Raw genomic sequence first — 25684 nt, forward strand, 5'->3', positions numbered from 1 at the left:
TTAGAAGTTCATTCCGAGAATCACGAGGAAGTTATAAAAATCCCCCGTCAGGTTTTTATCTAGTTTTTCAGAACCATCCACGTAGGATTTGTTTTCGTCACTGAAGTTCACGTAGTGATACGTTCCCTGAATTCCCAAATAAGCTTTTTTACGCATCAAGGGAATCTCTAAGCCCGCACCCAAATCAAAACCCATTGTTGAGTCACGGCTGAATCCATCAAGACCCGCGATGGTGTACGTGCGGTAGAATTGCCCAAGGCCGCCGAGGAGGTAAGGATTGAGGTCCGCTAGACCACGCGTTACGTTTTGCGTGTTTAAGTAATATTTTAAGTCGAAGTTCACGGAAGTGATAGACACATTACCAGTGTAAGTTTTGGATTCATTGTTCACCGTGAATTTCACGGCGTGATCACCAGTTTGGAAACCCAGGCTCATCGCCACACGAAGGTCAAAGAAGTAGCTTAAGAAAATACCGAAAGTTGGCGCACTTTCGTAGGCGTCGGCAAAGTTCCCAGTAAAGCCGCGATAGCCACCGGCAAGACCCACTGTAAAGAAACGACCGTTACGGAAAAAGTTAATATCGGCCTCTTCATCAGACTCTTCGTCGAATTCACTGTAGTCGGTGAAGGGGTCATAAGCCTCATCGGGGTCCACTTGAGAGATAAGATAAGATTTGTGGTCAGATTGCGCTTGGACGTGAGTAGGTAAAAAGCTAATTCCCAGCAGGAAAGCCAGAAGAATAAACTGAAATAGTGGTGCTGCGGTTTTCACAAGTTCCCCCTCTGAGTATTATCGAATAAAAGAGGGCAAAACTTCAAAAAAAAGTATCAAAACGAAGTCCAGACTTCATGCTTTGTCTCAAGCTGAAACACTTCCCTCTGGTGAAGGTCGTGTTTAGAGGGGTTCGGCTAAAGCTTTTTCAATTTCTCTAACAATCGAATCGGAAGAAGGTTTCGTGATCGAGCTCCATCTTTCGATAACGTCGCCCTTGCGATTCACCAGAAATTTTTCAAAATTCCAACTGACATCGGCGAAAAGAAGGCCTGGTTTCTTACGAGTCAAAAATTCGTAAACCGGCTGTTTGTCAGGACCTTTCACAGGAGCTTTTTCAAAAAATGGAAAGGTGATGCCGTATTCTTTTTCAGCGAATTTCTGAATGGCGGCACCGTCTGCTTTTTCTTGTTTGAAGTCATTGGAAGGAAAGGCAAGAACGACGAAACCACGGTCTGCGTATTTTTTGTACAATTCTTCAAGTTCTTTCAATTGCGGAGTGAAGCCGCATTGGGAGGCTGTGTTAACCACAAGGACGACTTTGCCTCTGTAGGTGGAAAAATTAATCTTTTTTCCCGTCAAGGTTGCCGCAGAAAGATCAAAGAAGTTCTCTGTCGCGTCTTTAGCGAAGCCTGCTGTGTGCAAGCCAAAAATCAGGGCAAAAATGAAGAGAAAACGCATACTCACCTCGTCCTCAAGAGAGTCTAAGAGGGACTTCGAAAAATCACAAGAAAAAGCCCTGAAGGAGTGTTTAGATGCAGTGCGCGGCTTTGACTTTGCGAGGGCCTGATTTTCTAATTATTACTTCAAGTTAGGTCGTTCTTTGTCTGAGGAGTAAAATAGCGATGGAGTTGGGAAATCCGGTCATCTTGATTTCTGCTTTTGGGCGCGGTCACTGGTTGGCGGCGGCCTTGGCGCAAGAAGGTATCAAGACAACTCTCGTGGACGTGTCTTCGAAGTTGGGTGTGTGGCCTTCGGAAGACGTGGAAGGTCCTTTTGGTTTTTTTCGTAACGAAAAAATTTCTGAATCGCAGATGGAACGTTTGTACGCCGACGATCCTTACGATGAAGTTCCCAACGGATTTACTCTGTGGCAGAAGCAAGGTCCTTTTGAATTCAAAGGTCCGACGACAAAATTTAAAATCGAAAAAACGTCTTTGTCTTCACACATCAAAGATTTTCTTTTAAGCGGCACCGGCAATAAAAATACAAAAGCTTTATATAAAAATCTGGATGCGTTTAATTTTGAACAAAGCTGGCTTTTGCATCTCGCTCATCAGTGGGCGGGGACGACTTACAAGCCCAATGCTCAAGGCGCAAGGGCCGGGGAAGCGGTTCCGCTTTTTTCTTCTTTCTTGGTTCGTCAGGCCACACGCAACGGACTCGAGCAATCTTTGGAATGGCTCGCGACAAAAGGTGTGGAAGTCATCCGACCTCAGCAGATCGTCGATGCCTCTTTTGGTGGAGGAAAATCCATCACGGGTCTTGAGCTTTCCGGAGAGAAGCAAGGTCTGTTCCGTCTTGAGCAAATCGTATGGATGCTCACAAGTGAGGAAAGTTATTTCTTAAATGAACGCCTAGGAAAATACTTTTTCCCGGAAGGACCTCTAGAGCCGGAGTGGTGCTGGGTTCGCTACCGTGTGAGTCTTCAGCAGTGCTTTGAGCGCGATCACCTTCCGGCGCACACACTGGTGATGGATGATCTTTATTCTCCCTGGACTCATGAAAATATGATGGTCCTGCAAAGAACGACATTACCGGACCAGTTTGATGTGTGGATGAGAATCCCGACGGTGCAACGCTTTAACAAAGAATACCTCACAGTTCGCAGTCTGCGCATGAAAGCAAATCTGGTCGAACGTATGTCTTTGTCAGATCCTCAAGTTTTAAGTTTTCCGCAAGAGTATTATTATACTTATGCACAACTTGGGGCTGCGCGCTTCCCGGTTTTCGGAGAAAAGCAAAGCTCCCGTCGCGGAAAAGTTCTTTACAGCAATTTACAACTCGATGGGCCTGAAGAGTGGCCTCATTATGCGTGGGGTTCTTACTTTGAACGTCACGAAATGATTTTGAGTCAGCTTGTAAGCTGGTGGAAAGAAAAATTGTTGAAAGAGCAAAAAGAAAAGAGAAAGGAACAAGTTCCGTGATCGAAAGATACACCCGACCTGAAATGGGCCTTTTGTGGCACGCAGATCATAGATTCGGAAAAATGATGGAAGTCGAAATCGCCGTGGCTCAAGTGCAAGCGCAAATGGGCATCATCCCTAAGAATGCAGCCAAGGTGATTGCGCAAAAAGCTCGCTTCAACGTCAAACGTATTTCGGAAATTGAGAAAGAAACGAAGCACGATGTGATCGCCTTTGTTTCGAACATGGCTGAAAACGTTGGTCCTCAAGGAAAATTCATTCACTACGGTCTGACGTCGTCAGATGTTTTGGATACAGCCTTTAGCTTGCAAGTGCGCGAAGCGGGCGCTGTGTTGATGAAATCTATCGAAGGTCTTGAGAAATCTTTAAAGTCTTTAGTGAATAAACATGCGGATACTTTGTGTGCTGGTCGCACACACGGCATGTTTGCAGAGCCGACAACATTTGGTTTTAAAATGGCGGGTTTCCTAGCGGAGACGGAACGCAATAAAAAACGCGTGAAGGCCGCGCTGGATAACATGATGATTTGCAAGCTTAGCGGGGCGGTGGGAACTTACTCCAGCCAATCTCCAAAAGTGGAAGCGGCTGTTGCAAAGAAGCTTAAATTGAAAGCGGAAACAATCGCGACACAAGTGATTCCGCGCGATCGCCATGCTGAGATGTTAAATGCCTTGGCGATTTTAGGGACGGGACTAGAGCGTTTGGCAATCGAACTTCGCCACTTGCAAAGAAGTGATGTGGCGGAAGTGACAGAAGGATTTACGAAGGGTCAAAAGGGTTCTTCGGCAATGCCTCATAAGAAAAATCCGATCAGTGCTGAGAACATCACCGGACTTTCCCGCTTGCTTCGCGGTTACGCGATTGCGGGACTTGAAAACGTGGCTTTGTGGCACGAGCGTGACATCAGTCATTCTTCCGTAGAGCGCGTGGTGTTTCCGGATGCGTTTATCGTGGCAGACTATGCTCTAAACCGCATGAGCATTTTGTTAGATGGTCTGGATGTGAATAAAAAACGCATGCTCGACAATATCGAAAGTTCTCAAGGACAGATTTTCAGTTCGCATGTTTTGCTGGGACTTGTACAAAAAGGCATGCGTCGTGAAGATGCTTACGTTTTGGTGCAACGCCTTTGTCACTCGCTTGGTTACGGTGAGCATTTAAGAGACAAGCTCATGGTGGATGACGAAGTTCGCGGACTTTTAAAACCCAAAGAGATCGATGAGATCTTCACAGGGAAAAAACATAAGAAATCGATCAAAGAAATTATCAAAAGAGTTTAATCGTGGCGAATTGGAAGTTTTTTAACGAAGGTGACATTGTTGATGTGGTAGCTCCAGGTTACCCGTCAAAGCCTCATGAAGTTGAGGGCGCTCACGATTTTCTTTTGAAATGGAAATTGCATCCGCGCATTCCTAAAGGTCTTATCAAGCCGCATTTTTTGCACGCTCACGAAGATGAGGCGCGCTTTGCGTTTTTAAAGGCGGCGATCGAATCTAAAGACTCGCGCGTGATCTGGTGTTTGCGTGGTGGTTACGGCAGCAATCGTTTGATCCCGATGCTGGCAAAACTTAAAAAACCAAAAGAGCCAAAACTTCTTATCGGCATCAGTGATATCACTTCCTTGCATAGCTTTTTTATTCAGGAGTGGGGTTGGTCGACTTTGCACGCTCCGCTTTTGGATCGTTTGGGAAGAAACCTGGTGGCACCAAAGTTTGAAAAAGAATTGCATGACATTCTTTTTGGTCAAGAGACTGATGTGGTGTTTAAGAATTTAAAACCGCTCAACGAAGCCGCTCGCAAGGTAAAGAGCCTCAAATCAAAAATTGTCGGCGGAAATCTCACGGTTCTTCAATCTTCTATGGGAACACCTTGGCAATTGCAGACGAAAAAGTCTTTGCTCTTTGTGGAAGACATTGGTGAGCGCGGTTATCGTATTGACCGTATGTTTGAACAGTTCCGCCAGGCGGGATTGTTTAAACAATGTGATGGCATCATTCTAGGTGATTTTATCGGCGGCGAAGAGCCCGCCACTCAAAAAAATAATTTTAAATTAGTATTTAAGCGTTGGGCCCAGGATCTTGAGATTCCTTTGTTTCAGGGACTGCAAGCAGGCCACGCTGTGATTCAACGACCTGTTCCTTTTAATACACCGTGTGTTTTGGATGTAACAAAAGGAAAGGGCCATTTGGTGATTCAAACCGGAGGGCGTAAATGAAATTTTCAGTCTTAGAAAAAAACCTTATTAAACAGCTTGAAGAGCGTATTCGCGACACCACTCCGGGCGTGATGGTGCGGGCTTATCAAGGCGGTCGTATTATCTGTGACGTCGCTGTGGGAAATACGTATGCGTATTATGATCTTGCGAGTCTCACGAAAGTTATTTTTACGACCCAAGCGATGATGTATGCTTATGAACAGGGGAAGTGGAATTTTGAAACGAAGGTTTCTGATTTTCTTTCTTGGTTTCCGCATAAGGAAACAAAAATAACAGAACTTCTTACACACAGCTCAGGCCTCGCGTGGTGGCTTCCTTTGTACCAGGAAATCAATACGCAGCTTTCGACGGAAAAGCGTCGTGAGCAGCTTCAAGATATTCTTAAAGGCCTTAAAATTGAAAAACAAGAAACGGCCGTGTATTCCGATGTTGGCTTTTTGGTCCTTGGGTTTATTTTAGAAAAATTCTTCGACAAACCTCTTTTGGATGTTTGGGAGGAAGTAAAAAATAAATTTTATTTGGGAACGACATTGGAGTTCCATCCCGAAAATCAATTCACAACCAGAGCGGCTTTGTTTGCACCAACTGAAGAGTGCCCTGTGCGTAAAAAACTCATCCAAGGCGAAGTTCATGATCTGAACTGCTGGTCTTTGGGTGGGGTTTCGACCCACGCAGGTCTTTTCGGAAGTATCGATGATACAGGTTGGTTCTCGTTGCATTTGCGTTCGCAGCTCATGGGGATTGCCCGTTATTCTATTCGTCAAAAGACCGCGCAACTTTTTGCTAAGCGGGCTCTTCCGGAAGGAAAAGGCGATTGGGCGATGGGATATATGATGCCGACACCGGGCTCAGCAAGCTGCGGAACTTATTTCTCGTTGGATTCTATTGGGCACACGGGCTTTACAGGAACGTCCATTTGGTATGATCCCAAGATGGATATGAGTGTAATCATTCTTTCCAATCGAGTTCTTTACGGGGCCGATAACAAAGCCTTTGGAAAATTGCGTCCTGAGATACATAATTGGATTGTCGAAAATTACAGACGTAGCGGAGTGTAGCGCGGGAGAGTTTATGAATTTAAAACCAGGCAGTCATATTCATTTGATGGGTATTTGTGGCACAGCCATGGCTTCTTTGGCCGGTCTTCTTAAGGACCGTGGCTTTAAAATTACGGGCAGTGACTTAAATCCTTATCCTCCAATGTCGACTCAGCTTGAAAGCTTGGGCATCAACATCATGAAAGGTTATAAGGCTGAAAATCTTCATCCAAAACCAGACTTCGTGATTGTTGGAAACGTGATTTCTGCAAACAATGAAGAAGCCCAGGAGCTTAAGAAACTGGAAATTCCATACGCATCACTTCCTAAAGCGATGGGTGAATTTATCATTGCAGATCGCGAAAGCGTTGTGATCTCTGGAACTCACGGGAAAACGACAACGACATCCATGATGTCGTGGGTTGCGGAAAACGCGGGTGTGAAGCCGGGCTTTTTGATTGGTGGGATTCCAAAGAACTTCTCTCAGTCCTTTAAAAATCCTGAAGGCAATTACTTTATTATCGAAGGGGACGAGTACGACACCGCTTTCTTTGATAAAGTGCCTAAGTTTATTCACTACAAACCAAAGCATGTGATTTTGACCTCTGTTGAGTTTGATCACGCCGATATTTACAAAGACTTGCAAGCGGTGAAAGACGCTTTTGCGCGTTTGATGACTTTGATTCCAGAAAATGGAACGTTGTTGGCGTGCGCAGAAGACGCCAACGTGATGGAGCTTCGTAAGCTGGCTAAGTGCAAAAACTCTTTCACTTATGGATTTAACAGCAACGCGGACTTCCGCGCTAAAGTGCTTTTCCAAAATGAAAAAGGTTTGGGATTTGAAGTTCACCACAAGGGTGAAATCCTAGGACCTTATGCCATGCAAATCACCGGCGATTACAATGTTCTTAATGCCACGGCTGTTGTTGCGATGTCGAAGATCTTGGGATTCTCTGAAAATAGAATTCAAATCGCGTTGGAGTCTTTTGAAGGTGTTAAACGCCGTCAGGAGATCTTGGGAGAACCAAACGGTGTCCTTGTGATTGAAGACTTTGCCCACCATCCAACAGCGGTGCGTGAGACGGTGAAGGGGATTCAGAAAAAATATCCAAACCGCAAGGTGTTCTCGGTGTTTGAACCTCGAAGTGCGACGTCTCGTCGTAAAGTTTTCCAGCAAGACTATGTGGATGCCTTTAAAGGATCGCATGAAGTGCTATTAGCGAAGGCTTTTGATCAATCTAAAATTGATGAAGAAAACCGTTTTTCTTCTCATGAGCTTATTGAGGATCTTAAAAAGTCCGGAGTCACGGCGGCGGATTTCGATACGGCTGATGATATCGTGGCAGCTTTGAAATCGCGCGCAAAAACCGGTGATGTGATTTTGATCATGAGCAACGGCGGCTTTGACGGCATCTATGGAAAATTGCTAAAGGCCCTCGCATAGAGGGCTCTTGGTCTCAAAGTGGTTCACTTTTGGTGTTCCTCAGAGTGTTTTCCTGGAGTGAGGAAACAGTTTGTTATGAAGTGTTCCATCTTGTTCTGAGGCACTTCATGACCTCTTATCAAATACTTAACACTGTTGCTTGATAAAAATCGTTTCATTCTGTGATGTTCATTAGCGAAATGTCCCCAAACGCTCTCTCAGAAGGGGCTATCGCGAGTCACCTTTTTTGGAAATTTAGACGATAATGTATTCACTCGGGGGAGTGAAATATGAGGGGCTACAAGTTGCTAGTTGTGGCTTCATTGGTATTTTCGTCAGTTAATGCCAGTGCAGCAGCTTCAGAAGCGGATATGCGCAATGCAAAGCGACTTTATGAACGTATGACAGGGGTGAAGGTTTCATCAAAGAAACCGGAGCTTAAAACTGTCGCGGATCTATTGGCGCTAGGTAAAAATGCAGAAGCAGCTAAGTATATTACAACCACGTCTGATTTTTTAAATGTGCAGGTCAAAAATCTTTCACTTCGTCTTTCCAATAAAGATGAATCCGTGAAAGTTCCGTTCAACGATTTTTCTGCGTTGATCGTGGGTGTTGTTCGTGACAACAAAGACTTCCGTGAAATCTTAACTTCGGATTATTACTACGACATCACAGGTGTTGCGAATGACGATGACTTAAGAACAAGATACTTTAATCAAAACAATTTTGCAGCCGTTGAAACGGCTTATGTTGATTTGATGAAGGCTTTGACTTTCAGAGGTCAGCAACAAATGGTCACGGTGGCATACGATACACCTTACATGCAAAATCAAAAGTCCTATCCTCTTATGGTGACAAAACCTAACAAAGATGCGGCGGGTGTTTTTACAACCAGAACATTTGCTGAAAGAAATCTGGGTGGAGGTTCAAACCGTCGTGCGGTGGAATTTTCTTTGAAACAGTTTCTTTGTGTTTCTATGGCGGAAGCGGCGGATTCAAGTGCTTCCGACCAATATGTCGGTCGTGACGTTGAACGCTTTCCTGCCGGTGACTATAATAAGTACCTCACAAGCTGTAAGAGCTGTCACTCTGTGATGGACGGTATGCGTGGCGCTTTTGCAAAAATGGATTACGATAACTTTACCAATTCGGCAGCGACAGGTGTTTATTCGCAAATGCATGGTGATTTCTTTAAAGATCAAGACATTGCCAACGCCTATTCTAAGTACGTGACGGATGTCGTGACACCTACAACAAATGCCGTGATTCCGGATCTTGAAGTGAATCAGGCAAATTCAATCTATTATAAAACTCGCTATGATTTCTTGATTGCTCGTGGAACGGCCGCAGCTTCAGCGAAATCCAGCTTAGACGCGGTTTTAAATACGGTTCGTGATCCCAAAATTGCGACAGACTTGATTGCCGATTTCCGTGCTAAAAACACGACGCTTTTGGCGGATCTTAAAACAAACAGAAACAACACGACTTACAGAGCAACTTACGTTAAGGCGTGCTTGGATCATTTCAGCAATACGGCTTTGACTCAGCAACAACAAGAAGAAAAGTTTTTACTTTGCAACCTCGACAATAAAAAAGACATGTCTTTAATCTACGCGCATTACTCTAATGCTTTGACAGCAAGTAAAACTGCGGATGCCGAAAAAGACCGCCTTTTAGGTAAGTTGATCAATAGAGGTCGCGCATCAAATGGAAATATGATCATTCCGTATCTTCAAGCGAAAGACATTTCAAAGCTTTATGCGCGCAATGCTTTTGACTCTGAAACGGGTGTTGCTACGAAAATGAATAAGGGAAGTTATCCTTATGGTTTCGTTGTGAAAAGCGATTCTTTCGTGAACAACGCGGTATTGGGAAGTAAATCCACTTTCTTTGGCTGGAGAGGACCGAACAAGTCTGGCGGTAACGGCCTTAAAGATTTCGGTCGTATGCTGGGCGATTCGCGCAGATTCAGTCAGTGTATGGCTAAACGTGTGTACGAAAGTGTTTGCCTTAAAAAACTGGAATCAACTCAGTACACGACATTGGTTCGTTTAGGCGACCGCTTTGAAGCATTAAACTACAATCTTAAAAATCTCTATCAGGAAATCGCTCTAGACCCAGTCTGTGGCGTGATGAAGGGGGAGTAAACCATGAAGACAAAAAATAAAATTGGTGCATTCATTGGTCTTACTTTTTCTTTCCTGATTGTCGGTCTGGGGTTTCAAAACTGTGCGCAACAAGTCGATATGGCAAGCCTTGAGGCCAACGACAGCGTGAATGGCAGTTCAATGGGTGGCACGGACACTCCAGTTACCAAAGTGGAAAGTGATCTAGGTGTGTCGCCGACAGATGCGAAGCAATCACTTGAATCAATGATGTCTTTATTAGGTTTAACTCCGAAGGATATCAATATGAATGAAGTGAATAGCGAGATCAACTATCGTCGTAATTTGCTTGTTCCTCAGAACGATATCACTCTTTTAAATTCACCTTCAATCATTGCCATGACCTCTTTGGCTGGCGTGGTTTGTAAGCAGGCGGTGAATAAAGAGAAAAAGGGAACTCGCGATATTTTTAAGTTCATCGATTTTTCTCAAGGTCCTAAGGCTTACGGAAAAATGGGTGCAATCAATACTTATATTTCGTTGGTAGACCGTCTGTGGATGCGCAAGCCTTCAAAAGAGGAATTGCAAGCGATCACAGAAGCGGTGGACGAGTATTTCAGTACATTGGACTCGACAGCGATGGGGAAAGCTGCTGAGTCTGATAAGCTAGCGATTTTTATTTGCACGGGCATGTTAGCTGTTCCTGAATCTTATCTTCTTTGATTAGCGCGAGGGGAATTGGGGGAATCATGAAAAACGACAAACTAAAAAAAGTCTTGGACGCTAAGACGGATTTGCCGGGCCTTCGCCTATCTCGTCGTGAACTTCTTGAAGCGGGCGTGATTTCATTCGCGGCTCGTATTGCAGTTCCAGGAGCAGTCACTTCTATTTTAACAATGACTCAAAAAGCCGAAGCGCAAGCTGCTGCGGGATCGATGATGCCATTCGTGACTTTAAGTCTCAGCGGTGGCGCCGCTCTTCACGGCAATTTCGTCGTGAAAAATGCCGGCGGAGATTTACTCAGTGCTTATACAAAACTAGGTCTGGGTAATGCGGGATTCTCGACTGAGAAATTGTTAGGTGCTGATTTTGCGGCAACGGCGCAGCTTCATAAAGGAATTAAATCTGTAGCTTCAAACGAAGCGCTTTCTAAATCACGTCTGGTTGCTCTTTGTACGAATACAGCCAACGACACGAATGCCTTAGTGGCGCAACGTCCCTTTTATGATTTGTCGGGTCCTCTAGAAAAAGCGGGTCTTATCGGCAAAGTTCTTCCGACGGTGCATTTAGGAAGTTCTGCAGAAAACTTAAAACCTGTATTTGGTGCCCCTAACTCGACATTAGAAATGGCGAGCCTTGATTCAATGTTCGGTGCCTTGAATTATTCAAGTGTTCTTGCGGATAATGGTCTTTTAAGTAAAAAACAAAAAGAAGCTTTGAGTTCTTTTGTGTCGAAGATGACTCGTTCACAAATTGCCAAGCTCAATTCCAAAGACGATGGTTTAAAAACTGTTTTGCAAGAAGCAGGTATTAAATCCGGTGAAATCATCAAGGCCGGTGGTGCTTCTGGCGTGGATCCGCGTAAAGACGCCATGACTCAAGCCGTTTATAAAATCACGGCAACGACGGCGGCAAATGATGCCACGGCGATGGCTGCGGGTGTTGTTTATAATGCTTTGAATGGAAATATTTCTCATGGTCGCATCACAATGGGTGGCTATGACTATCATGCTCCGGGTTTAAGAACTCAAGCGGATGCTAAGGATTTCACAGCGGGCGTGCAAATCGGCCGTATGTTGGAGCTTGCATTGAAAATGAAAAAACCATTGTTCATTCTTGTGACGACAGATGGCGCCTGCGTTTCAGAAACTTCTGAGTCAGCAACGAGCATCTGGTCCAGTGACTATTCATCTTCATTGCAGTTTATTATTGCCTTTGATCCGAATGGTAAAGTCGCTTCAAGTGGAACTCAAATCGGTCACTACTTGGATGATCAAAGCGTGGATACAACCACATTAGTGGGGTCTCGTCCTGATTATGTTGCGGCAGCGGTTCTTGCGAACTATCTTAATTTAAATAAAAAATTAGGAATGTTTAAACAGCTTGCTCCTGCGACATTGCAAGCGGACGACGTTGAAAAAGTAGTTAAATTGCACGTTGCTTAAGAGGGGATGACGATGAGAATGAGTAAACCTCAGGCTCTTAAAATTTTAGGCACAGTTTCAGGAACGGTTTTGCTTTTGTTGGCGTTTCAAAACTGCGGGCAGCAATTAGGGGAAGGTTTCCAAATCGACACCAAGTCTGTTCAGTTGAATAGCCAAGGAAATTCTTTAGGGAATGTCGATACAGGAACAAAGACTCCTGCTGGTGACGGTGATGAAGACTTAGGTGAGGCGAGCACCGGAGATCTTTGTGAAGATCAGCTGCTGGCGAAATTTGGATCCGGCTATCACGTCTTCTTGAAGCAGAACTGTGCAGGTTGCCATGATGGAAATCATGAGGCACCGGCATTTGCTTCAAAAAACGTTCTCGCTTCTTATCAAGTTTTTAAAGACAAAGGTTATTTGGCGATTTCAAACAATGCTGTGAGCGAGAAACACAATCCTCCAGCGACAGGCGCGCATAATAACGGTGCCATCAGCAGTTTGAAACAAGAATGGGAATCGGCGCAGGCGGCGTGGTTGCAGTGTAAGGGATCTGATGCGCAAGATAAGTCGATCGTGACAGTAAATAAAACGGATGCAAACATCATTGCATCAAAAGCCAACTCGGCGACTTGGACGACTTTGGCTTGGAATTTGAATACGGAAGTCGCAGCGAACATGCCGAAATTTCCTCTGCAAATGACGGTGGAAGCGCAAGTGGCTAAAGTGAGTGGCAACGAAGTCGGGTATGCGGTTCGTAATCCAACAATGTCCATCACTTCGGGGACAGCGAAGTATCGCGTGAAGGCATTGTTCTTTTACGTGAATAGCAAGCTTTTAGATTCAGCAACGGTCTATCGTAATATCAATGCAGTTGTGTGCCCTGGTACCCCGTTGAATTTGGCGCCAGTCGGAAATGCACAGCTTCTTGTAATGTCGCCAATCAAAAATACAGACAAGTTTGCGTTGCAGTTCACTTCGATTGAAAAAGCGGAATCCACGGCGAAGTGCGGTACAGGTTCTACAGACGCAGCTCCAATTGATAACACACCTGCCACAGTGAGCTTCGCGCAGTTAACCGCAACCACAGGAACGCTGAATGTGTTTAGAACTCAATGCTTCAGTTGTCACACAGGTGCGGGAGCTAATGGCGGTCTTGATCTTAGCAACTACACGGCTTCAAAAAATGCCGCGAGCAAGATCCTCACTCGTATCAACGATGCCGGAAGCCCGATGCCTCGTTCAGGTTTGATGTCATCGCAAATGAGAGCCATCGTAGAAAAATGGGTGACGACGGGCACTCCGCAGAACTAAAAGTGACTCTAAAATAATCAACTAACGCGCCGCATCTCTAAAGGGTGCGGTTTTCTTTTTTAAACCTTCATTTTCCCTCTCAGATGCGATGCGTTTTTGAGTGAAACGCCGTGCCGCCTTCGATACTTTTTTCAGCTATGTCGAATCAAACTCCACTCATGAAGCAGTTCTGGGACATTAAGTCCGTTCACCAAGATAAAATTCTCCTTTTCCGCATGGGGGATTTCTTCGAAATGTTCTTTGATGATGCTGTGAAAGCAGCGCCGGTGATCGGTATTGCTCTGACTCAAAGAAATAAAAAATCCCAGGACGAAACGCCGATGTGCGGAGTGCCTCATCACTCGATCGCGGGACCTATCAATAAACTTTTAGCAGCTGGCTTTAAAGTTGCGATCTGTGATCAGTTGGAAGATCCCAAAATGGCCAAGGGAATTGTGAAGCGTGGAGTGACGCGCGTTCTGACTCCGGGAATGGTTTATGATTCCGACACTTTGGATGGGACAAAGCCTCACTACCTAGTGGGTCTTGATAAAGAGTCGATCAGCTTCTTGGATGCAACAACGGGCGAGGCTTTCTTTTTTAAATCACAAAAGACATCTGAACTTTTGCGTTTCTTGCAAATCCTTCCTGTCGCAGAGATCGTGATCGCAAGTGAAGATGAGTCTTTGCTTGTAGGTGTCGAAGGCATTTTGATCAGCCGTCATGATGAACTTCCGGATATGCTTCATGACCTTTTGAAAAATGAAGCGCCAATGTCAGCGGCCCGTCTGGTTTCATACGTAAAAAGTCTTTCTGGAGAAGAGTCGCTAGCGACTTTGTCTCCGTTTGTTGAAAGAGATCTAGAACATCGTCTTGAAATTTCAGGAACAGTGCTTCGTCATTTAGAAATTTTCTCAACGTATAAAGGCGAAGGTCTTGGAAGCTTATTCCACGCGATCAATCGCACGCAGACTTCTGCGGGAAGCCGTCTCCTTCGTCAGTGGTTGAGTTTCCCCTTGCGTGATCCGAAGGCCATCGAAAGCCGTCTTAGCTCTGTGGAGTTCTGGCGCAGTCACGTTGTCGAATTAAAACGCGTTCGTCAAATCTTGGGACAAATGGGCGATATTGAACGTCGTCTGGGAAAAATCTCTCAACCTCAGTGCAACGGTCGTGATCTTCTGGCGTTGGCGGGAAGTGTTCATGCGGGTATCAGTGCTTTGGAAGTTTTAGTTCACGCTTCAGGTGGAACGGCGAACTTTGATTCTCTCCGTGAATTGGCTTATAAAATTGAGCACACCATCGTTGAGGAACCACCTCTTGCAACAAAACAAGGTTACCTCATTCGTCAGGGTGTTTCCGCAGAGCTTGATGATTTGATTGAGCTTTCAACGCATTCTCAAGCGTTGGTTGCTCGTATGGAAGCGGAAGAAAAAGAAAAGACCGGAATTTCCAGTCTTAAAATCCGCTATAACAATGTTTTTGGTTATTACATCGAGATCACAAACACGCATAAAGATAAAGCGCCTGCGCACTATCAAAGAAAGCAGACGCTTACAAATGCGGAACGTTATTGCACAGATGAATTGGTCGAGCTTGAAAGAAAAGTTCTTAGCGCTAATACCAAACGTGCCGATCTTGAGTTTGAATTCTTTGAAGCTCTTCGTAAGCAGATTCTTGCGCAATGTCCTTCCTTGTTGAATCTTGCGCATGAGTGCAGCGAAGTGGATGTGGTTTCTGCTCTTGCTTGGTTAAGTCTTGAAGAAAAATACGTGCGCCCGCAATTCACTCAAGATGGTTCTTTGAAATTAAGAGCCAGCCGTCACCCGGTTGTTGAACAAACAGTGAAAAAGAATTTCGTGGCGAATGATATTGAACTTCGTCCGCATTCTTGTTTGCTTCTTACAGGACCGAATATGGCCGGTAAGTCGACTTTGATGAGACAAGTCGCTTTGATCGCGATCATGGCGCAAATGGGATCTTTTGTTCCTTGCGATGAAGCTTCTTTGCCAATCTTTGATGCGATCTTCACGCGTATCGGAGCAAGTGACCAGTTGTCTGAAGGTCTTTCAACATTCATGGTTGAGATGACTGAGACTTCGGCGATGCTTAGAAATGCCACAAAAGAATCTTTGGTGATTCTGGATGAAGTGGGACGCGGAACAAGCACATTTGATGGAATGTGTTTAGCGCAATCAATCCTTGAGCATCTTTTAAGTGATGTGAAAGCGTTAACGTTCTTTGCGACTCACTATCATGAGTTGACGTCCTTAGATCAAAGCTTTGGCCAAATCACGAATGCGCATATGACAGTGGCTGAAAGAAACGGCGAAATTCGTTTCTTGCATACATTGGTGAAAGGTCCTGCTTTGAAATCTTACGGGGTGCAAGTGGCAGAGCTGGCGGGACTTCCGCCTTCAGTCACGAAGCGTGCGAAAAGCCTTCTTCGTGAAGTGGAATCAAAACGCGTGCAGGCCACAAGTCAGTTATCACTTTTAGATTCTTTTGCACTTGATGATGCGGCTCCGGTTGAAATTGAAACTCCAAAAGTTCCTGAAGAAATCAAGAGCTTGATGGCGGAAGTTGAAAAGTATCCGCTCATGCAAATGAGTCCTCTTGAGGCGATGAATCAGATCGCGAAGTGGAAAGAGATTGTCGCTCGCGCCGGAACGGAAGTTTAAAACTTATGGCGCAAAAGTCGTTCTTAAGTTCTGAACAGTGGGAGCAAGCTAAAGAAGTGTTGAATCCACCTCTTATGACACCTGACGGAGATGTTCGTCAGGTGTTTTGCTTTTCAACTGAGAACTTTTCGAACTGGCTGGGTGCACGCCTGGAAGATATTTTTAAATCTTCAAAGGATTGGGAAGACTGTCATCCGGTCATCTTGGGATCTTGGGCTCGTGAAGAACTCAGTCCCAAATCCGATATCGATGTTCTTTTCTGTGGTGACGAAGAAAAAGTAAAAAAGTTTGTCGATGCCGTTCAAGAGCGAGGTTTAAAACTTCGCTACCGCATGCCTCATAATCCGGAGGATTGGACTGAGAACGTCGAAGCATTTGATATCTTGGCATTGCTGAAGGCCCGTCCATGGACTCCGGAGGCGGCCAAAAAACTTTTTGAACAACAGAAAAAAATCTGGGCCAAGAAAAAACACTACCGTCGTATTTTGCTAAAGGCTGTAAAAGACGAACGTAAAAACCGTGCGAAACGTTTTGATTCGATCACGAACTATCTTGAGCCGAATATCAAATATGGTCCAGGAGGTCTGCGCGATCTTGAGCAAGGTCTGCAAATTTATGAACTCTTCGCTGAAAAGTTCACGCACCCAGGACATGCGCTCAATGTTCTTCAATACTATCGCAGTTATTTCCTGAACATCCGTCAGAAGCTTCATTTGGAAGGTCATGGTGATATTTTGTCCAGTGCCATTCAATTTGATCTTGGTAAATGGATGGGTTTTAAAAGCCATAAAGATTTTATGCGTGATTTGCAGCGCGGTCTTTCGCGTGTGCATTTTTATTCGGATTGGATTGTTGAAGTGGCCGAAGCTTCTGAAAAAGAGCTTAAGCAAATTGAACAATTGGAATTTAAGAAGATCGAAGATCTTACGAATGCGTTACATAAAAATTCCAGCGTTTTAGTCCAGAAAAAAGTCCGTGAAAACCTCGACACTTTTTTGCCTGATAAGAAAGTTAAAACGACGGCGAAACGAAGAGGGGCTGCTTTAGAACAAGTTCTCAATGTTCAAGCAGAGGATGAACTTTTAGTCAGCGTTTTCCGCTCGCGATTGATTGATAAATTAGTTCCAGAAATCCGTCGCTTAGTGGGCTATGTTCAACACGATCAATATCATCGTTTCACGGCCGATTCGCACATCATGCAAGCCTGTCGTGAAGTAAAACGTATCTATAAAAAGCCATCCGAATTGGGACCTCTCAAATTCATTCATAAGAATCTCACGCAAGAAGACTGGCGCATTCTTTCCTGGAGTTGTTTGTATCACGATCTTGCAAAAGGTTTGGAAAGTTCTGAACATCACTCCGACCTTGGTGTGACCATCACCGAGAGAGATTTTAAATCTTACGGTTTAAGTAAAGCTTTAACTGAAGAGGTAAAGTGGATGGTGAAAAACCATCTGGAGCTTTCACAAGCTGCTTTCAGAAAAAATCCTAAAGACCCGAAAGTGTGGCAGGAACTTCGTCAAAGAGGAGTCGAAGGTGCAAGGCTTTATCGCTTAGCTCTTTTCACCGCCATCGATATCCGTGCGACCAATCCGGAAGCTTGGAATGAATGGAAAGCAAAACTCTTAAAGGAACTTGTGATCAGTCTTGAATCCAAAAAAGCTCAAGACTATTTCGATTTCCAAACTCTGCGTTTGCGTAAGAAATTGCAAATTCCATCGGAGATCGTCGAAGAGCTGGGTCCAGTCCTGCTCGACAGTCTTGCAGTGAAAGATCTTGTTGATGACATGAAGAAAGCCGAACTCAGTGAAACGTCTTTAAAGCCTTGGGTTCATAAAACTCGCAAAGGGGATCTTTGGATTCGCTTCCATGAGAAAAAAGACCGTAAAGGGCTTTTAGCGGATTATGTGGGGCAATTGTATTCATTGGGCTTGGGAATCCGTCACGCTTCGATTCACACCATCTCGAAGGTCGGTGTTTACGATTGGTTCCAGGTAGCGACTTCAAAAAACATCCAACAACTGGCAAAAGTTTTAGAAAACGCGCAAGTACAATCAAAACCGATTCCTGCGGTAAAGTTTGATGCGATTCAATTGATCAGTGCCGATGACAAGGAACTTGTGATTAGTTTTAAAGCGCCGGATCAGACGGGGTTGTTGGCCTCTGCTGCGAAATCTTTAAGTGATTTGGGTGTAAGTGTGAAATCCGCTCGTGTGCACACATGGGGTCGTCAGGTTGACGATATCTTTTTTGTGAAGGCGGATCGTGAGCCTCAAGAACTGCTGGCAGCCTTGAGGCAGAAATACGATTTGAATTAGTTGCTGTTGTTTTTCTTTTTTGCACCACCGGCCATGCCAGTGTGATTGCGCCAGTTGTATTGAGGGTCTGTTTTAGTACGGTTGTGCCAAGCTTCCCATTTTTTCTTTGGAAGTTTGTGTGACACATTTCCTTTTTCGTCGAAAATGTCTGGATCTTTTCCTACTAAAAAATCGCCAATGGCTTTGAGAATTCCCATTTAAAACCGCTCCTTAAATAACGGTTTTAATATAAGCGAGGAGTGACCTGAAGGGAAGGCCTAAATTAAGAACGAGGATTTGCGCACACGTCGATGATGTCAAGACCACGGTCTTCAGAGACTTTGCCAGCACCTTTATAGAAATTAAAGCATTGTTGAGCCGCGCCTTCGTAAGCGTCCTCATAACTCGCTGCCGTTCTCTTGATTTCAAGTGTTTGGCCCGAGAGTTTGTATTTGAAGGTGAATTCTTTTTCTGGAGTGCCCTTGCTTGACCAAGCAAATGAGGTGCACGAGAAAGCCAAGAGTGCGATTGTTAGAAGTGTTTTCATAAGGTCCCCCTTTTTCAGGTTTCAGTCTTTGTCTTTTATAGGAGCAAGGCAGGTGCCAGAAGGGCTCAAAATACCCGCCCGCAATGCGTCATAAATACTTGAAATAACTAGATAAAACAGTCTCAGAATGGGTCATGCCAGAAAAGGGGTGTTAGGGCCCTCACATGACAGGTTTGGGAATGCGGTTGAATATGTTTTAGACACTCGCTAAGCTCAAATAAATCAAACAAGGACGTGTCGGATGAGATTTCTTTTATTTGCTCTTTTGAGTCTTTCCTTCTCAACATCTTTCGCAACCACGCGTGGGCAGTTCGTGGGATTGCAGATGCTCGTAAATATCTGGTCGACGTCCTATGACGGCTCGGTAGATGGCTCTCCGCAAGTTTTATTTGAAGCGATGGATCGTCCTGAGCAGGATTCAATGGTGGGTCGTGGAAAGGTTCTTGATACACCTCAGAAAGTTTTGAATTTTATCTGTGCTAAAAAAGGCGAGAATAATTACCAGTGCTCCATTACAATTCACAGATCTAATTTCGCCTCTATCGGCCCAGGAAAAGCTCAATTCGTAGCCCGTGGCGCAGACGCTAAGGCTATTTTCGAACAGTTCCATACGCAAAACGATCGTTTTTCTTATCGTGACGAAATGTCGATGTTCTCGATTGAAGCAACACCCGATATATTCGTGATGAAGTTTAACGCTCAGGGTCTCTAAAGAGGCCCTTCCTTATTCAGAATTAATGGATGATTGTCATATTTGTGCTATACAAACCTCTCCGTGGGGAGGGGGTTCCATGAAGCATTTCATCGCATTAGTTCTGTTCATTTTTTCGCTTTCAGCGCACGCACAAACTCTTTTTGTCAGTGATGTGGATGACACGATCAAGCTGGCCAATGTTCAGGATATTTCCGAAGCCGCTCGTTACGCTTTCGATGACAAAAGCCGCTTTATCGGAATGAGCGAGCTTTATAATCTCTTCGCGCAAGAACAATCTGATGTATCGATCGTATATCTTTCAAAAGCTCCTGAATGGTTCATGAAGGGAACTCATAAGAGTTTTTTAGTGAATGGAAAATTTCCGGCGGGAACTTACATCGGCCGCACGAATTACGATGCGGATGTGCACAAGCTTAAAAACTTGCGCAAGCTTATGAACGACATCAAGCCTCGCAAAGTTGTTTTCATCGGTGATAACGGTGAGCAAGACCCCGAGGTTTATAACACCATCGTGAAAGAATACGCGAATCAAGGTATCGAGTTTCACCAATTTATTCGCATCGTGTACTCGAAATCTTTCTTTGTGGAATGGGGAGCGAAGCTTTTTGAAGATCAAATCGGCTTTGTAACTCCGATTGAAATCGCTTTGGAAATGGAAAAAGAACATCTGCTAAGCACACAAGCCGTGCAAACAATGATGAGCACGGTGGCCGTGGATATCGTCAAATCCAAAGCTTATGGATCTGAAGGAATCGTCGCGTTTCCGTATTTCGTGAACTGCAGCGATTTTGTGTGGAAATGGGATGACAGTCTTTCTCGTTTCGACATTATGACACTACTTAAGGCTCGTATTGTAGATCGCTGCCGAATTAAGCCGTAAGATAGTTTCATGTTATTAAAGTACCAGCTGCCTCGTGTTTACGAAAATATTCTGCCTCGGGAAATTTTAGATTTCTCTCCACAAGAAACAAAAGCCACTTGTGATACCTGCGCGATGTCTCGTCCCAGACATCGCGGCAAAATCCATTACCGCGAAGATCTGAAGTGCTGCACATTTCATCCGTTTCTTCCCAATTACATGGTCGGAGCTCTTTTTAACGAAAGTTCTTCAACGGAAGCACATCGCATTTTCCGCGATAAGATTTCCCGCCGTGAGTACGCTTTGCCGATTGGCCTTGTGGCACCCGTTCGTTATCAGGTGGAGTTCAATCACCGCGAAGAAGGGGATTTTGGTCAAAGAGAAGACTGGCTTTGCCCTTACTACAATAAAGAAAAACAAAACTGCAACGTGTGGAGAAATCGCGGTGTGGTGTGCACGACATTTTTCTGCAAAAGCTCTTACGGAAAACCGGGATTGAAATTCTGGGAAAAGTTAGGAAGCTATCTTTGGTATGTGGAGCTGGCGTTGCTGGAAGAAGCTTTAGTTATGCTGGATTTTTCACCGCGCCAGATTATGACGTTGCTGGATTATCACAATCGTCACGATGGAACGGCGGCCGAGAAAAAATCCTGGGTCATGCCCGAAACCAAAGCCAAAGAACTTTGGAATGGCTACTATGAAGACCAAGAAGGCTTTTATAAAAAATGTTTTGAAGTTATCTCTAACATGAATAAAAAATCTTTCCACGAGTTGATCGGTGAACAAGGTCAATCGTTGGAAGAAGATTTGTTTTCGATCATTCCGACATTGAAAGTGAACTAGACATGGCAAGCATCCAAGAAAGACAGAATAAAATTATCCAAGATTTTTCAGCGCTCACACAGTGGGAAGATCGCTATAAAAAAATCATCGAGATGGGAAAAGCTCTTCCTGAGATGCCGGAAAATTTGAAGACTGAACAGAATGCGGTGAAAGGATGCCAGTCACAAGTCTGGCTTTCAGCGAATCTGAACGAACAAGGTCAGATGATTCTTCAAGGCGACAGTGATGCGCTGATTGTGAAGGGTCTAGTGGGTTTATTATTGTCCGTGTATTCAGGGGCATCTCCGAGTGAAATTCTTGCGACTCCGCCGGAGTTTTTGAAAGCTTTGGGATTCGAAGGAAACCTTTCTCCTAGCAGGGCCAACGGCTTGCACTCGATGCTTAAGCAAATCAAACTCTATGCAACGGCCTTCGACTATCTACTAAAAACTAAAAAATAGTTTGTTTTTCCCTGTCAATTTACAGAGACTTTTTTAGAGGGGAATGTTCAGGAAGAACGTTCAGAGGGGAAAAAGTGAAAAGGAATTCATTCGTGGCGGCCGTCAGTGTCGCTGTTGCAGCAACGTTTTCAGTTGGCTTTGTCAATATCACACCCAAAGTAATCTACGGCGACGACAATCGTGTTGATGTGTATCAAGTGGAAAGAGCGGACATCCGTGATGTCGCTGATTCGACAGTCGCTTTGATTCCGACAAGAAGTATCGTGAATAGCGGAAATGGCCTCGTAAAAATTCTTTCTTCTCAGTTCGGAAAAGAAATGAACCTGTGCTCTGATGAACCATTCTTTGATCAACCAACGGCAGCGAATTGCTCAGGTTCTCTTGTCGGAGACGATTTGATCGCAACAGCCGGTCACTGCGTCAGCAATGCGGATTGTTCTGCTTATGCATTTGTATTTGGTTTTAAAATGGCTGACGCGAAAACAGCTCCGGAGTCATTGTCGGCTTCTGAAGTTTATAACTGTAAGGAAATCGTAGCGCGTGAATACACAAGCGCTCAAGACTACGCCCTTGTTCGTTTGGATCGTCCTGTCCGTGGGCACAGACCTTTGACTTTGCAGCGCACTCCTGTGCAAGCCGGTGACGGGATATATGTTGTCGGCCATCCATCAGGTCTGCCGACAAAGTATGCCGATGGTGCCAATGTTCGTAGCCAACAAGGCGCTTACTTTCAAGCGAACTTGGATACTTACGGTGGAAACTCGGGTTCTGCGGTCTTCAATGCAAGAACAAATGAAGTCGTAGGAATTCTTGTTCGTGGCGCAAGTGATTTCACTTATGACAGAGCAAGAAAATGCACAATGAGTAACAAATGCGCTGACGGCGGTTGTCGTGGTGAGGATGTTACAAATATTTCTTACATCGTGGATGCTTTGAAAAAATAAAAGATCGAAAGCCTAGAAAAAAAGGGAGCACAAGCTCCCTTTTTTTATTCGACATCGATGGGCACTCCGGATTTATCCATATTATGGGTGCTTGGATGATCGGGAAGTTCTCCATCACCAGGACATGTCGTACTATGAGTTTCGACTTTCGCTAAATCACGTAGTTTGCCTTCTCTGACTTGTGGACCTGCAGGGCAGGGGACAAGTGAGGGATCTTTCTTCATGTCGCTCGCGGGTTCACGCTGTGTTTGCTGTTTCAACATTTCTTGTTTCTCTTTACGTTCTACGATTCGCGTGGCTGCGGAACTTTCTCCGTTGACCTGCATTTTATCTGTGTAAGGAACGCCTTGAACTAGATGAGGAATGATTAAGAGAAGGGCTGCCAAAAGAGCTGTTCTCATAAACTACCTCCTTTTGTGTAATGGTCTGTCATCAACTGACAACTTTATTCTAGCATGGAATAAACGGGTAAAAAGCGAAGTGTCGTCTAACGCTGGACCTTGGGGTTCTTTGACTTCAATCTTAAAGAGCGAAATGATGAAAGACATGAAGTTTGCGAAATCTTTAGCGGAAGCCGAAAATTTTATTTTTTCGCGTTTGGGATCTTCGATCAGGCTGGCCACTCCCTTGGGATTGGGAAAACCAAATCAGCTTGTGAATCGTATCTATGAAAGAGCTAAAAAAGACTCACGGATTTCACTTAAGATATTTACGGCTCTTTCTTTGGATTTTGAAAATCCTAAGAACGAATTGGAAAAACGTTTTTTAGGTCCTTTTTACTCCAGACATTTTGGAGATGACTATCCTCATCTCACTTATCTGGAAGATCTTCACAAGAAGCAAGTACCATCGAATATTCATCTGCATGAATTTTATTTTCAGGCAGGCACTCTTTTAAAAAATGAAAACGCCCAGCAGTCCTACATCAGCCTTAATTACACCCACGTGGCAAGAGCGGTTTTGGATCACGATATCAATGTGATTGTACAAATGGTCGCTCTTTCTAAAGACCGCAGCAAAATCAGTTTGAGCTGCAATCCCGATTTAACTTTGGATGTGATGGAGCTTTATAAAAAATCCCAGAAACCACTTCTTATGATCGGGATAATCCACCCGGATTTACCTTATCTGGGAGGAGATGCTGAGGTCGATGCTTCGTTTTTTGATTTCATTGTTGAAAGTGAAGAAGTTCGCCATTCTCTTTTTGCCGTTCCTCGCGTGTCAGTAGATGAAGCCGAGCACCTTATTGGCTTTTATGCAAGCCAACTCGTCGTGGATTCCGGAACTTTGCAGATAGGTATAGGGTCTCTTTCAGATGCCTTGGTGAATGCAATGATCATGCGACAAAAGAACAATGCTCTTTATCGTAAAATCTCCGAACATCTGTGGAAGGGACGCGCGGATCTGCATCAGAAAATTCATTTAAACGTTTTGCAAGAAGGCCTTTATGGAACGAGTGAAATGTTAATGGATGGTTTTATGCATTTACGAAAGGCCGGTATTTTAAAGCGCGAAATCTTTGATCATGATGAATCCGCAAGAAGATATTTGCATGGGGCTTTTTTTCTGGGATCTAAAGATTTTTATCACTGGTTGAGATCACTTTCCGGTGCGGACTATGAAGGGCTTTCGATGACGAAGGTCTCAAAGGTCAATGATCTCTATGATCCCCACGAACTGGCCATCCGAAAGCAAAGAAAAAATGCACGCTTTTTTAATACTTGTATGGCAGTCACTTATCTGGGGGCGGCGGCTTCGGACACTCTTGAAAATGGCCAGGTGGTGAGTGGGGTGGGCGGTCAATATAACTTCGTTGCAATGGCACATGAACTTGAAGACGCACAATCGGTTTTGATGTTGCGAAGTACGAATCTAAAAAACAATCATAAAGCCTCCAACATCCTGGAAGTCCATGGTCACGCTACGATTCCTCGCCATCTGCGGGATGTCGTGATCACGGAGTATGGCATAGCTTTTCTAAAAGGGGAAAGTGACGACACCGTGATCCGTCGATTGATTGAAATTGCTGATAGTGAGTTTCAAGAAGAACTTGTCGAAACGGCTCAAAGAAATGGCAAGCTTTCGAAAGAGTATAAAATTCCTTCTTATGCGAAAGACAATTCACTCAAGAGAGTAAAAGAGTTTGTTCAATCTTATAAAGACGAGTTTAAACTTTTTCCTTTTGGCAGTGATTTTACGATTGAAGAAATCAATTTGGGGAAATCTCTGAATCAGCTTAAGAAGGCTCACACTGAGAAACTTCTCGGCTTCTTTGTAAAAGGGCTTGGTGTTTCTAAAAATAAATACAGTGCGGAATTAGAGCGCATGGAGCTTTATAAAACCAGAACTGCTAAAGACTTCTTTTACCAGAGACTGATTTTAGGTGCTTTAGGAAAATAAAAAAGACGCCGCTCTTTTAAAGCGGCGTCTTCTTATTTCATTCTCAAAAAAGATTAAATAGTTGCGTGCACGCGGTGCGTGTCGTCCATATCGTCAAGGTAATTTAGGAACTCCTCAACGTCTTTTCTTTGTTCATCAGAAAGCTCAGTGATGTTCTTTGCTTTGAATGAAAGCTCACCCTTTGTGATCTTCCAGCCACGCTTCATAAGAGCGTCGCGAACTGCATCTAAGTCGTCTGCGTTTGTGTAGAACTCATACGCTCCGGATTCATCCGCATAAACTTCGTTGGCTCCCGCTTCAATCGCTTCTTCGTCCGGATCGAATTTACCTTCTTTAGTTCCTTCGATAAGACCCACGCGATCAAACATCCACGCCACAGAGCCCACCTCGCCCATATTGCCTTCATGAGATTTAAACGCATGACGCATGTCCGGAGCTGTTCGGTGTTTGTTGTCTGTTTGGCATTCCACGATCACACCCACACCGTGAGGACCGTAGCCCTCGTAAGTGATCTCTTCGATGATTTTGCCGTCATCCAAAAGACCCGCACCTTTTTTGATGGCGCGTTCGATGGTGTCATTCGGGCAAGATACTTTTTTCGCCGCATCGATCGCCATGCGAAGACGGGCATTGGCATTGGGATCAGGGCCACCAGCTTTTGAAGCGACTGCGATTTCGCGCGCAAGTTTGGTGAATATTTGGCCTTTTTGTTGAGCTTTCTCAACTTTACCGGCGGTTTTCCATGATTTTCCCATATGTCTCCTTCTTCGCCTTGAGGATATATATTGCAGCAAATCAGGAAATATTTGGCAAGAATGGGAGCAGG

Annotated in this window: 23 protein-coding genes; 17 read left to right on the forward strand and 6 right to left on the reverse strand. The window is 44.5% G+C overall.

Translation table 11 applies throughout. The features are described 5' to 3' along the window. Positions 1 to 771, reverse strand: a complete 771-nt coding sequence (locus AAAA78_RS09085) for an outer membrane beta-barrel protein (RefSeq protein WP_340591609.1) — start codon at positions 769 to 771, stop codon at positions 1 to 3. A 123-nt stretch (positions 772 to 894) separates the two neighbouring features. After that, on the reverse strand, positions 895 to 1452 hold the full coding sequence (locus AAAA78_RS09090; RefSeq protein ID WP_340591611.1) for a glutathione peroxidase: 558 nt from the start codon (positions 1450 to 1452) through the stop codon (positions 895 to 897). A 164-nt stretch (positions 1453 to 1616) separates the two neighbouring features. On the opposite strand from AAAA78_RS09090, the gene AAAA78_RS09095 reads away from it, so the two are divergent. The 11 genes from AAAA78_RS09095 to AAAA78_RS09145 all read left to right on the forward strand — a co-directional run bounded on the left by AAAA78_RS09095 (position 1617) and on the right by AAAA78_RS09145 (position 18131). Beyond that, positions 1617 to 2918 carry a hypothetical protein gene (locus AAAA78_RS09095; protein ID WP_340591613.1) on the forward strand — a complete coding sequence of 434 codons (1302 nt, stop codon included), beginning with the start codon at positions 1617 to 1619 and terminating at the stop codon, positions 2916 to 2918. Continuing rightward, positions 2915 to 4198, forward strand: coding sequence for an adenylosuccinate lyase (purB, locus tag AAAA78_RS09100; RefSeq protein ID WP_413944817.1), 1284 nt, complete (start codon positions 2915 to 2917; stop codon positions 4196 to 4198). Before AAAA78_RS09095 ends, purB begins: the two co-directional genes overlap by 4 nt. 2 nt (positions 4199 to 4200) lie before the next feature. After that, positions 4201 to 5133, forward strand: a complete 933-nt coding sequence (locus AAAA78_RS09105; RefSeq protein WP_340591615.1) for a S66 peptidase family protein — start codon at positions 4201 to 4203, stop codon at positions 5131 to 5133. Next, a complete protein-coding gene (locus AAAA78_RS09110) occupies positions 5130 to 6191 on the forward strand; it encodes a serine hydrolase domain-containing protein (RefSeq protein WP_340591616.1) in 1062 nt (353 codons plus the stop codon). The genes AAAA78_RS09105 and AAAA78_RS09110 overlap by 4 nt, the downstream gene beginning before the upstream one ends. Positions 6192 to 6204: 13 nt before the next feature. After that, the gene (gene mpl, locus AAAA78_RS09115) at positions 6205 to 7614 is read left to right on the forward strand and encodes a UDP-N-acetylmuramate:L-alanyl-gamma-D-glutamyl-meso-diaminopimelate ligase (protein ID WP_340591618.1); all 1410 of its coding nucleotides are present in this window, start codon (positions 6205 to 6207) and stop codon (positions 7612 to 7614) included. Between the two features lie 269 nt (positions 7615 to 7883). Beyond that, positions 7884 to 9740 (forward strand): hypothetical protein, encoded by a 1857-nt coding sequence (locus AAAA78_RS09120; protein ID WP_340591620.1) that lies wholly within the window; start codon positions 7884 to 7886, stop codon positions 9738 to 9740. Between the two features lie 3 nt (positions 9741 to 9743). Beyond that, complete coding sequence (locus tag AAAA78_RS09125) at positions 9744 to 10421, forward strand: hypothetical protein (RefSeq protein WP_340591621.1); 678 nt, start codon at positions 9744 to 9746, stop codon at positions 10419 to 10421. A gap of 26 nt (positions 10422 to 10447) precedes the next feature. Beyond that, positions 10448 to 11863: a hypothetical protein gene (locus tag AAAA78_RS09130; protein WP_340591623.1), complete on the forward strand. Its 1416-nt coding sequence runs from the start codon at positions 10448 to 10450 to the stop codon at positions 11861 to 11863. Positions 11864 to 11875: 12 nt separating this feature from the next. Next, on the forward strand, positions 11876 to 13156 hold the full coding sequence (locus AAAA78_RS09135; RefSeq protein ID WP_340591625.1) for a hypothetical protein: 1281 nt from the start codon (positions 11876 to 11878) through the stop codon (positions 13154 to 13156). A gap of 158 nt (positions 13157 to 13314) precedes the next feature. Then, positions 13315 to 15813 carry a DNA mismatch repair protein MutS gene (gene mutS, locus AAAA78_RS09140; RefSeq protein ID WP_340591627.1) on the forward strand — a complete coding sequence of 833 codons (2499 nt, stop codon included), beginning with the start codon at positions 13315 to 13317 and terminating at the stop codon, positions 15811 to 15813. A gap of 5 nt (positions 15814 to 15818) precedes the next feature. Beyond that, the gene (locus tag AAAA78_RS09145; RefSeq protein ID WP_340591628.1) at positions 15819 to 18131 is read left to right on the forward strand and encodes an HD domain-containing protein; all 2313 of its coding nucleotides are present in this window, start codon (positions 15819 to 15821) and stop codon (positions 18129 to 18131) included. On the opposite strand, the gene AAAA78_RS09150 is transcribed toward AAAA78_RS09145, so the two are convergent. After that, a complete protein-coding gene (locus AAAA78_RS09150) occupies positions 18128 to 18328 on the reverse strand; it encodes a hypothetical protein (protein WP_295904034.1) in 201 nt (66 codons plus the stop codon). The two genes, AAAA78_RS09145 and AAAA78_RS09150, sit on opposite strands and share 4 nt — an antisense overlap. A 65-nt stretch (positions 18329 to 18393) precedes the next feature. Next, positions 18394 to 18657 carry a hypothetical protein gene (locus AAAA78_RS09155; RefSeq protein ID WP_340591631.1) on the reverse strand — a complete coding sequence of 88 codons (264 nt, stop codon included), beginning with the start codon at positions 18655 to 18657 and terminating at the stop codon, positions 18394 to 18396. A gap of 241 nt (positions 18658 to 18898) precedes the next feature. On the opposite strand from AAAA78_RS09155, the gene AAAA78_RS09160 reads away from it, so the two are divergent. From AAAA78_RS09160 to AAAA78_RS09180, 5 genes are all read left to right on the forward strand, one after another. Further along, a complete protein-coding gene (locus AAAA78_RS09160) occupies positions 18899 to 19369 on the forward strand; it encodes a hypothetical protein (RefSeq protein ID WP_340591632.1) in 471 nt (156 codons plus the stop codon). 79 nt (positions 19370 to 19448) lie between these two features. After that, positions 19449 to 20252, forward strand: a complete 804-nt coding sequence (locus AAAA78_RS09165; RefSeq protein WP_340591633.1) for a phosphatase domain-containing protein — start codon at positions 19449 to 19451, stop codon at positions 20250 to 20252. 9 nt (positions 20253 to 20261) lie between these two features. Beyond that, positions 20262 to 21074: a hypothetical protein gene (locus AAAA78_RS09170; RefSeq protein WP_340591635.1), complete on the forward strand. Its 813-nt coding sequence runs from the start codon at positions 20262 to 20264 to the stop codon at positions 21072 to 21074. A gap of 2 nt (positions 21075 to 21076) precedes the next feature. Beyond that, a complete protein-coding gene (locus AAAA78_RS09175; protein ID WP_340591636.1) occupies positions 21077 to 21514 on the forward strand; it encodes a SufE family protein in 438 nt (145 codons plus the stop codon). A 74-nt stretch (positions 21515 to 21588) separates the two neighbouring features. After that, positions 21589 to 22458, forward strand: coding sequence for a trypsin-like serine peptidase (locus AAAA78_RS09180; RefSeq protein ID WP_340591637.1), 870 nt, complete (start codon positions 21589 to 21591; stop codon positions 22456 to 22458). 44 nt (positions 22459 to 22502) lie between these two features. Here the strand turns inward: AAAA78_RS09180 and AAAA78_RS09185 are convergent, their stop codons facing one another. Beyond that, positions 22503 to 22859 (reverse strand): hypothetical protein, encoded by a 357-nt coding sequence (locus AAAA78_RS09185; RefSeq protein ID WP_340591638.1) that lies wholly within the window; start codon positions 22857 to 22859, stop codon positions 22503 to 22505. A 79-nt stretch (positions 22860 to 22938) separates the two neighbouring features. Here AAAA78_RS09185 and AAAA78_RS09190 point away from each other — a divergent pair, with 79 nt between their 5' ends. Then, a complete protein-coding gene (locus tag AAAA78_RS09190) occupies positions 22939 to 24858 on the forward strand; it encodes an acetyl-CoA hydrolase/transferase C-terminal domain-containing protein (RefSeq protein ID WP_340591640.1) in 1920 nt (639 codons plus the stop codon). Positions 24859 to 24911: 53 nt separating this feature from the next. Here AAAA78_RS09190 and AAAA78_RS09195 read toward each other — a convergent pair whose 3' ends face one another. Continuing rightward, positions 24912 to 25613 (reverse strand): YebC/PmpR family DNA-binding transcriptional regulator, encoded by a 702-nt coding sequence (locus AAAA78_RS09195; RefSeq protein ID WP_340591642.1) that lies wholly within the window; start codon positions 25611 to 25613, stop codon positions 24912 to 24914. Positions 25614 to 25684: the final 71 nt, after the last annotated feature.

The organism is Bdellovibrio sp. BCCA (genome assembly GCF_037996825.1).
Classification (GTDB): Bacteria; Bdellovibrionota; Bdellovibrionia; order Bdellovibrionales; family Bdellovibrionaceae; genus Bdellovibrio.

What these genes read in the sequence shown, in the direction of transcription:
- AAAA78_RS09090 (WP_340591611.1), bottom strand. Translation starts at nt 1,452, where the DNA reads ATGCGTTTTCTCTTCATTTTTGCCCTGATTTTTGGCTTGCACACAGCA.
- AAAA78_RS09095 (WP_340591613.1), top strand. Translation starts at nt 1,617, where the DNA reads ATGGAGTTGGGAAATCCGGTCATCTTGATTTCTGCTTTTGGGCGCGGT.
- AAAA78_RS09110 (WP_340591616.1), top strand. Translation starts at nt 5,130, where the DNA reads ATGAAATTTTCAGTCTTAGAAAAAAACCTTATTAAACAGCTTGAAGAG.
- mpl (WP_340591618.1), top strand. Translation starts at nt 6,205, where the DNA reads ATGAATTTAAAACCAGGCAGTCATATTCATTTGATGGGTATTTGTGGC.
- AAAA78_RS09120 (WP_340591620.1), top strand. Translation starts at nt 7,884, where the DNA reads ATGAGGGGCTACAAGTTGCTAGTTGTGGCTTCATTGGTATTTTCGTCA.
- AAAA78_RS09125 (WP_340591621.1), top strand. Translation starts at nt 9,744, where the DNA reads ATGAAGACAAAAAATAAAATTGGTGCATTCATTGGTCTTACTTTTTCT.
- AAAA78_RS09130 (WP_340591623.1), top strand. Translation starts at nt 10,448, where the DNA reads ATGAAAAACGACAAACTAAAAAAAGTCTTGGACGCTAAGACGGATTTG.
- AAAA78_RS09135 (WP_340591625.1), top strand. Translation starts at nt 11,876, where the DNA reads ATGAGAATGAGTAAACCTCAGGCTCTTAAAATTTTAGGCACAGTTTCA.
- mutS (WP_340591627.1), top strand. Translation starts at nt 13,315, where the DNA reads ATGAAGCAGTTCTGGGACATTAAGTCCGTTCACCAAGATAAAATTCTC.
- AAAA78_RS09145 (WP_340591628.1), top strand. Translation starts at nt 15,819, where the DNA reads ATGGCGCAAAAGTCGTTCTTAAGTTCTGAACAGTGGGAGCAAGCTAAA.
- AAAA78_RS09150 (WP_295904034.1), bottom strand. Translation starts at nt 18,328, where the DNA reads ATGGGAATTCTCAAAGCCATTGGCGATTTTTTAGTAGGAAAAGATCCA.
- AAAA78_RS09155 (WP_340591631.1), bottom strand. Translation starts at nt 18,657, where the DNA reads ATGAAAACACTTCTAACAATCGCACTCTTGGCTTTCTCGTGCACCTCA.
- AAAA78_RS09160 (WP_340591632.1), top strand. Translation starts at nt 18,899, where the DNA reads ATGAGATTTCTTTTATTTGCTCTTTTGAGTCTTTCCTTCTCAACATCT.
- AAAA78_RS09165 (WP_340591633.1), top strand. Translation starts at nt 19,449, where the DNA reads ATGAAGCATTTCATCGCATTAGTTCTGTTCATTTTTTCGCTTTCAGCG.
- AAAA78_RS09170 (WP_340591635.1), top strand. Translation starts at nt 20,262, where the DNA reads ATGTTATTAAAGTACCAGCTGCCTCGTGTTTACGAAAATATTCTGCCT.
- AAAA78_RS09175 (WP_340591636.1), top strand. Translation starts at nt 21,077, where the DNA reads ATGGCAAGCATCCAAGAAAGACAGAATAAAATTATCCAAGATTTTTCA.
- AAAA78_RS09185 (WP_340591638.1), bottom strand. Translation starts at nt 22,859, where the DNA reads ATGAGAACAGCTCTTTTGGCAGCCCTTCTCTTAATCATTCCTCATCTA.
- AAAA78_RS09195 (WP_340591642.1), bottom strand. Translation starts at nt 25,613, where the DNA reads ATGGGAAAATCATGGAAAACCGCCGGTAAAGTTGAGAAAGCTCAACAA.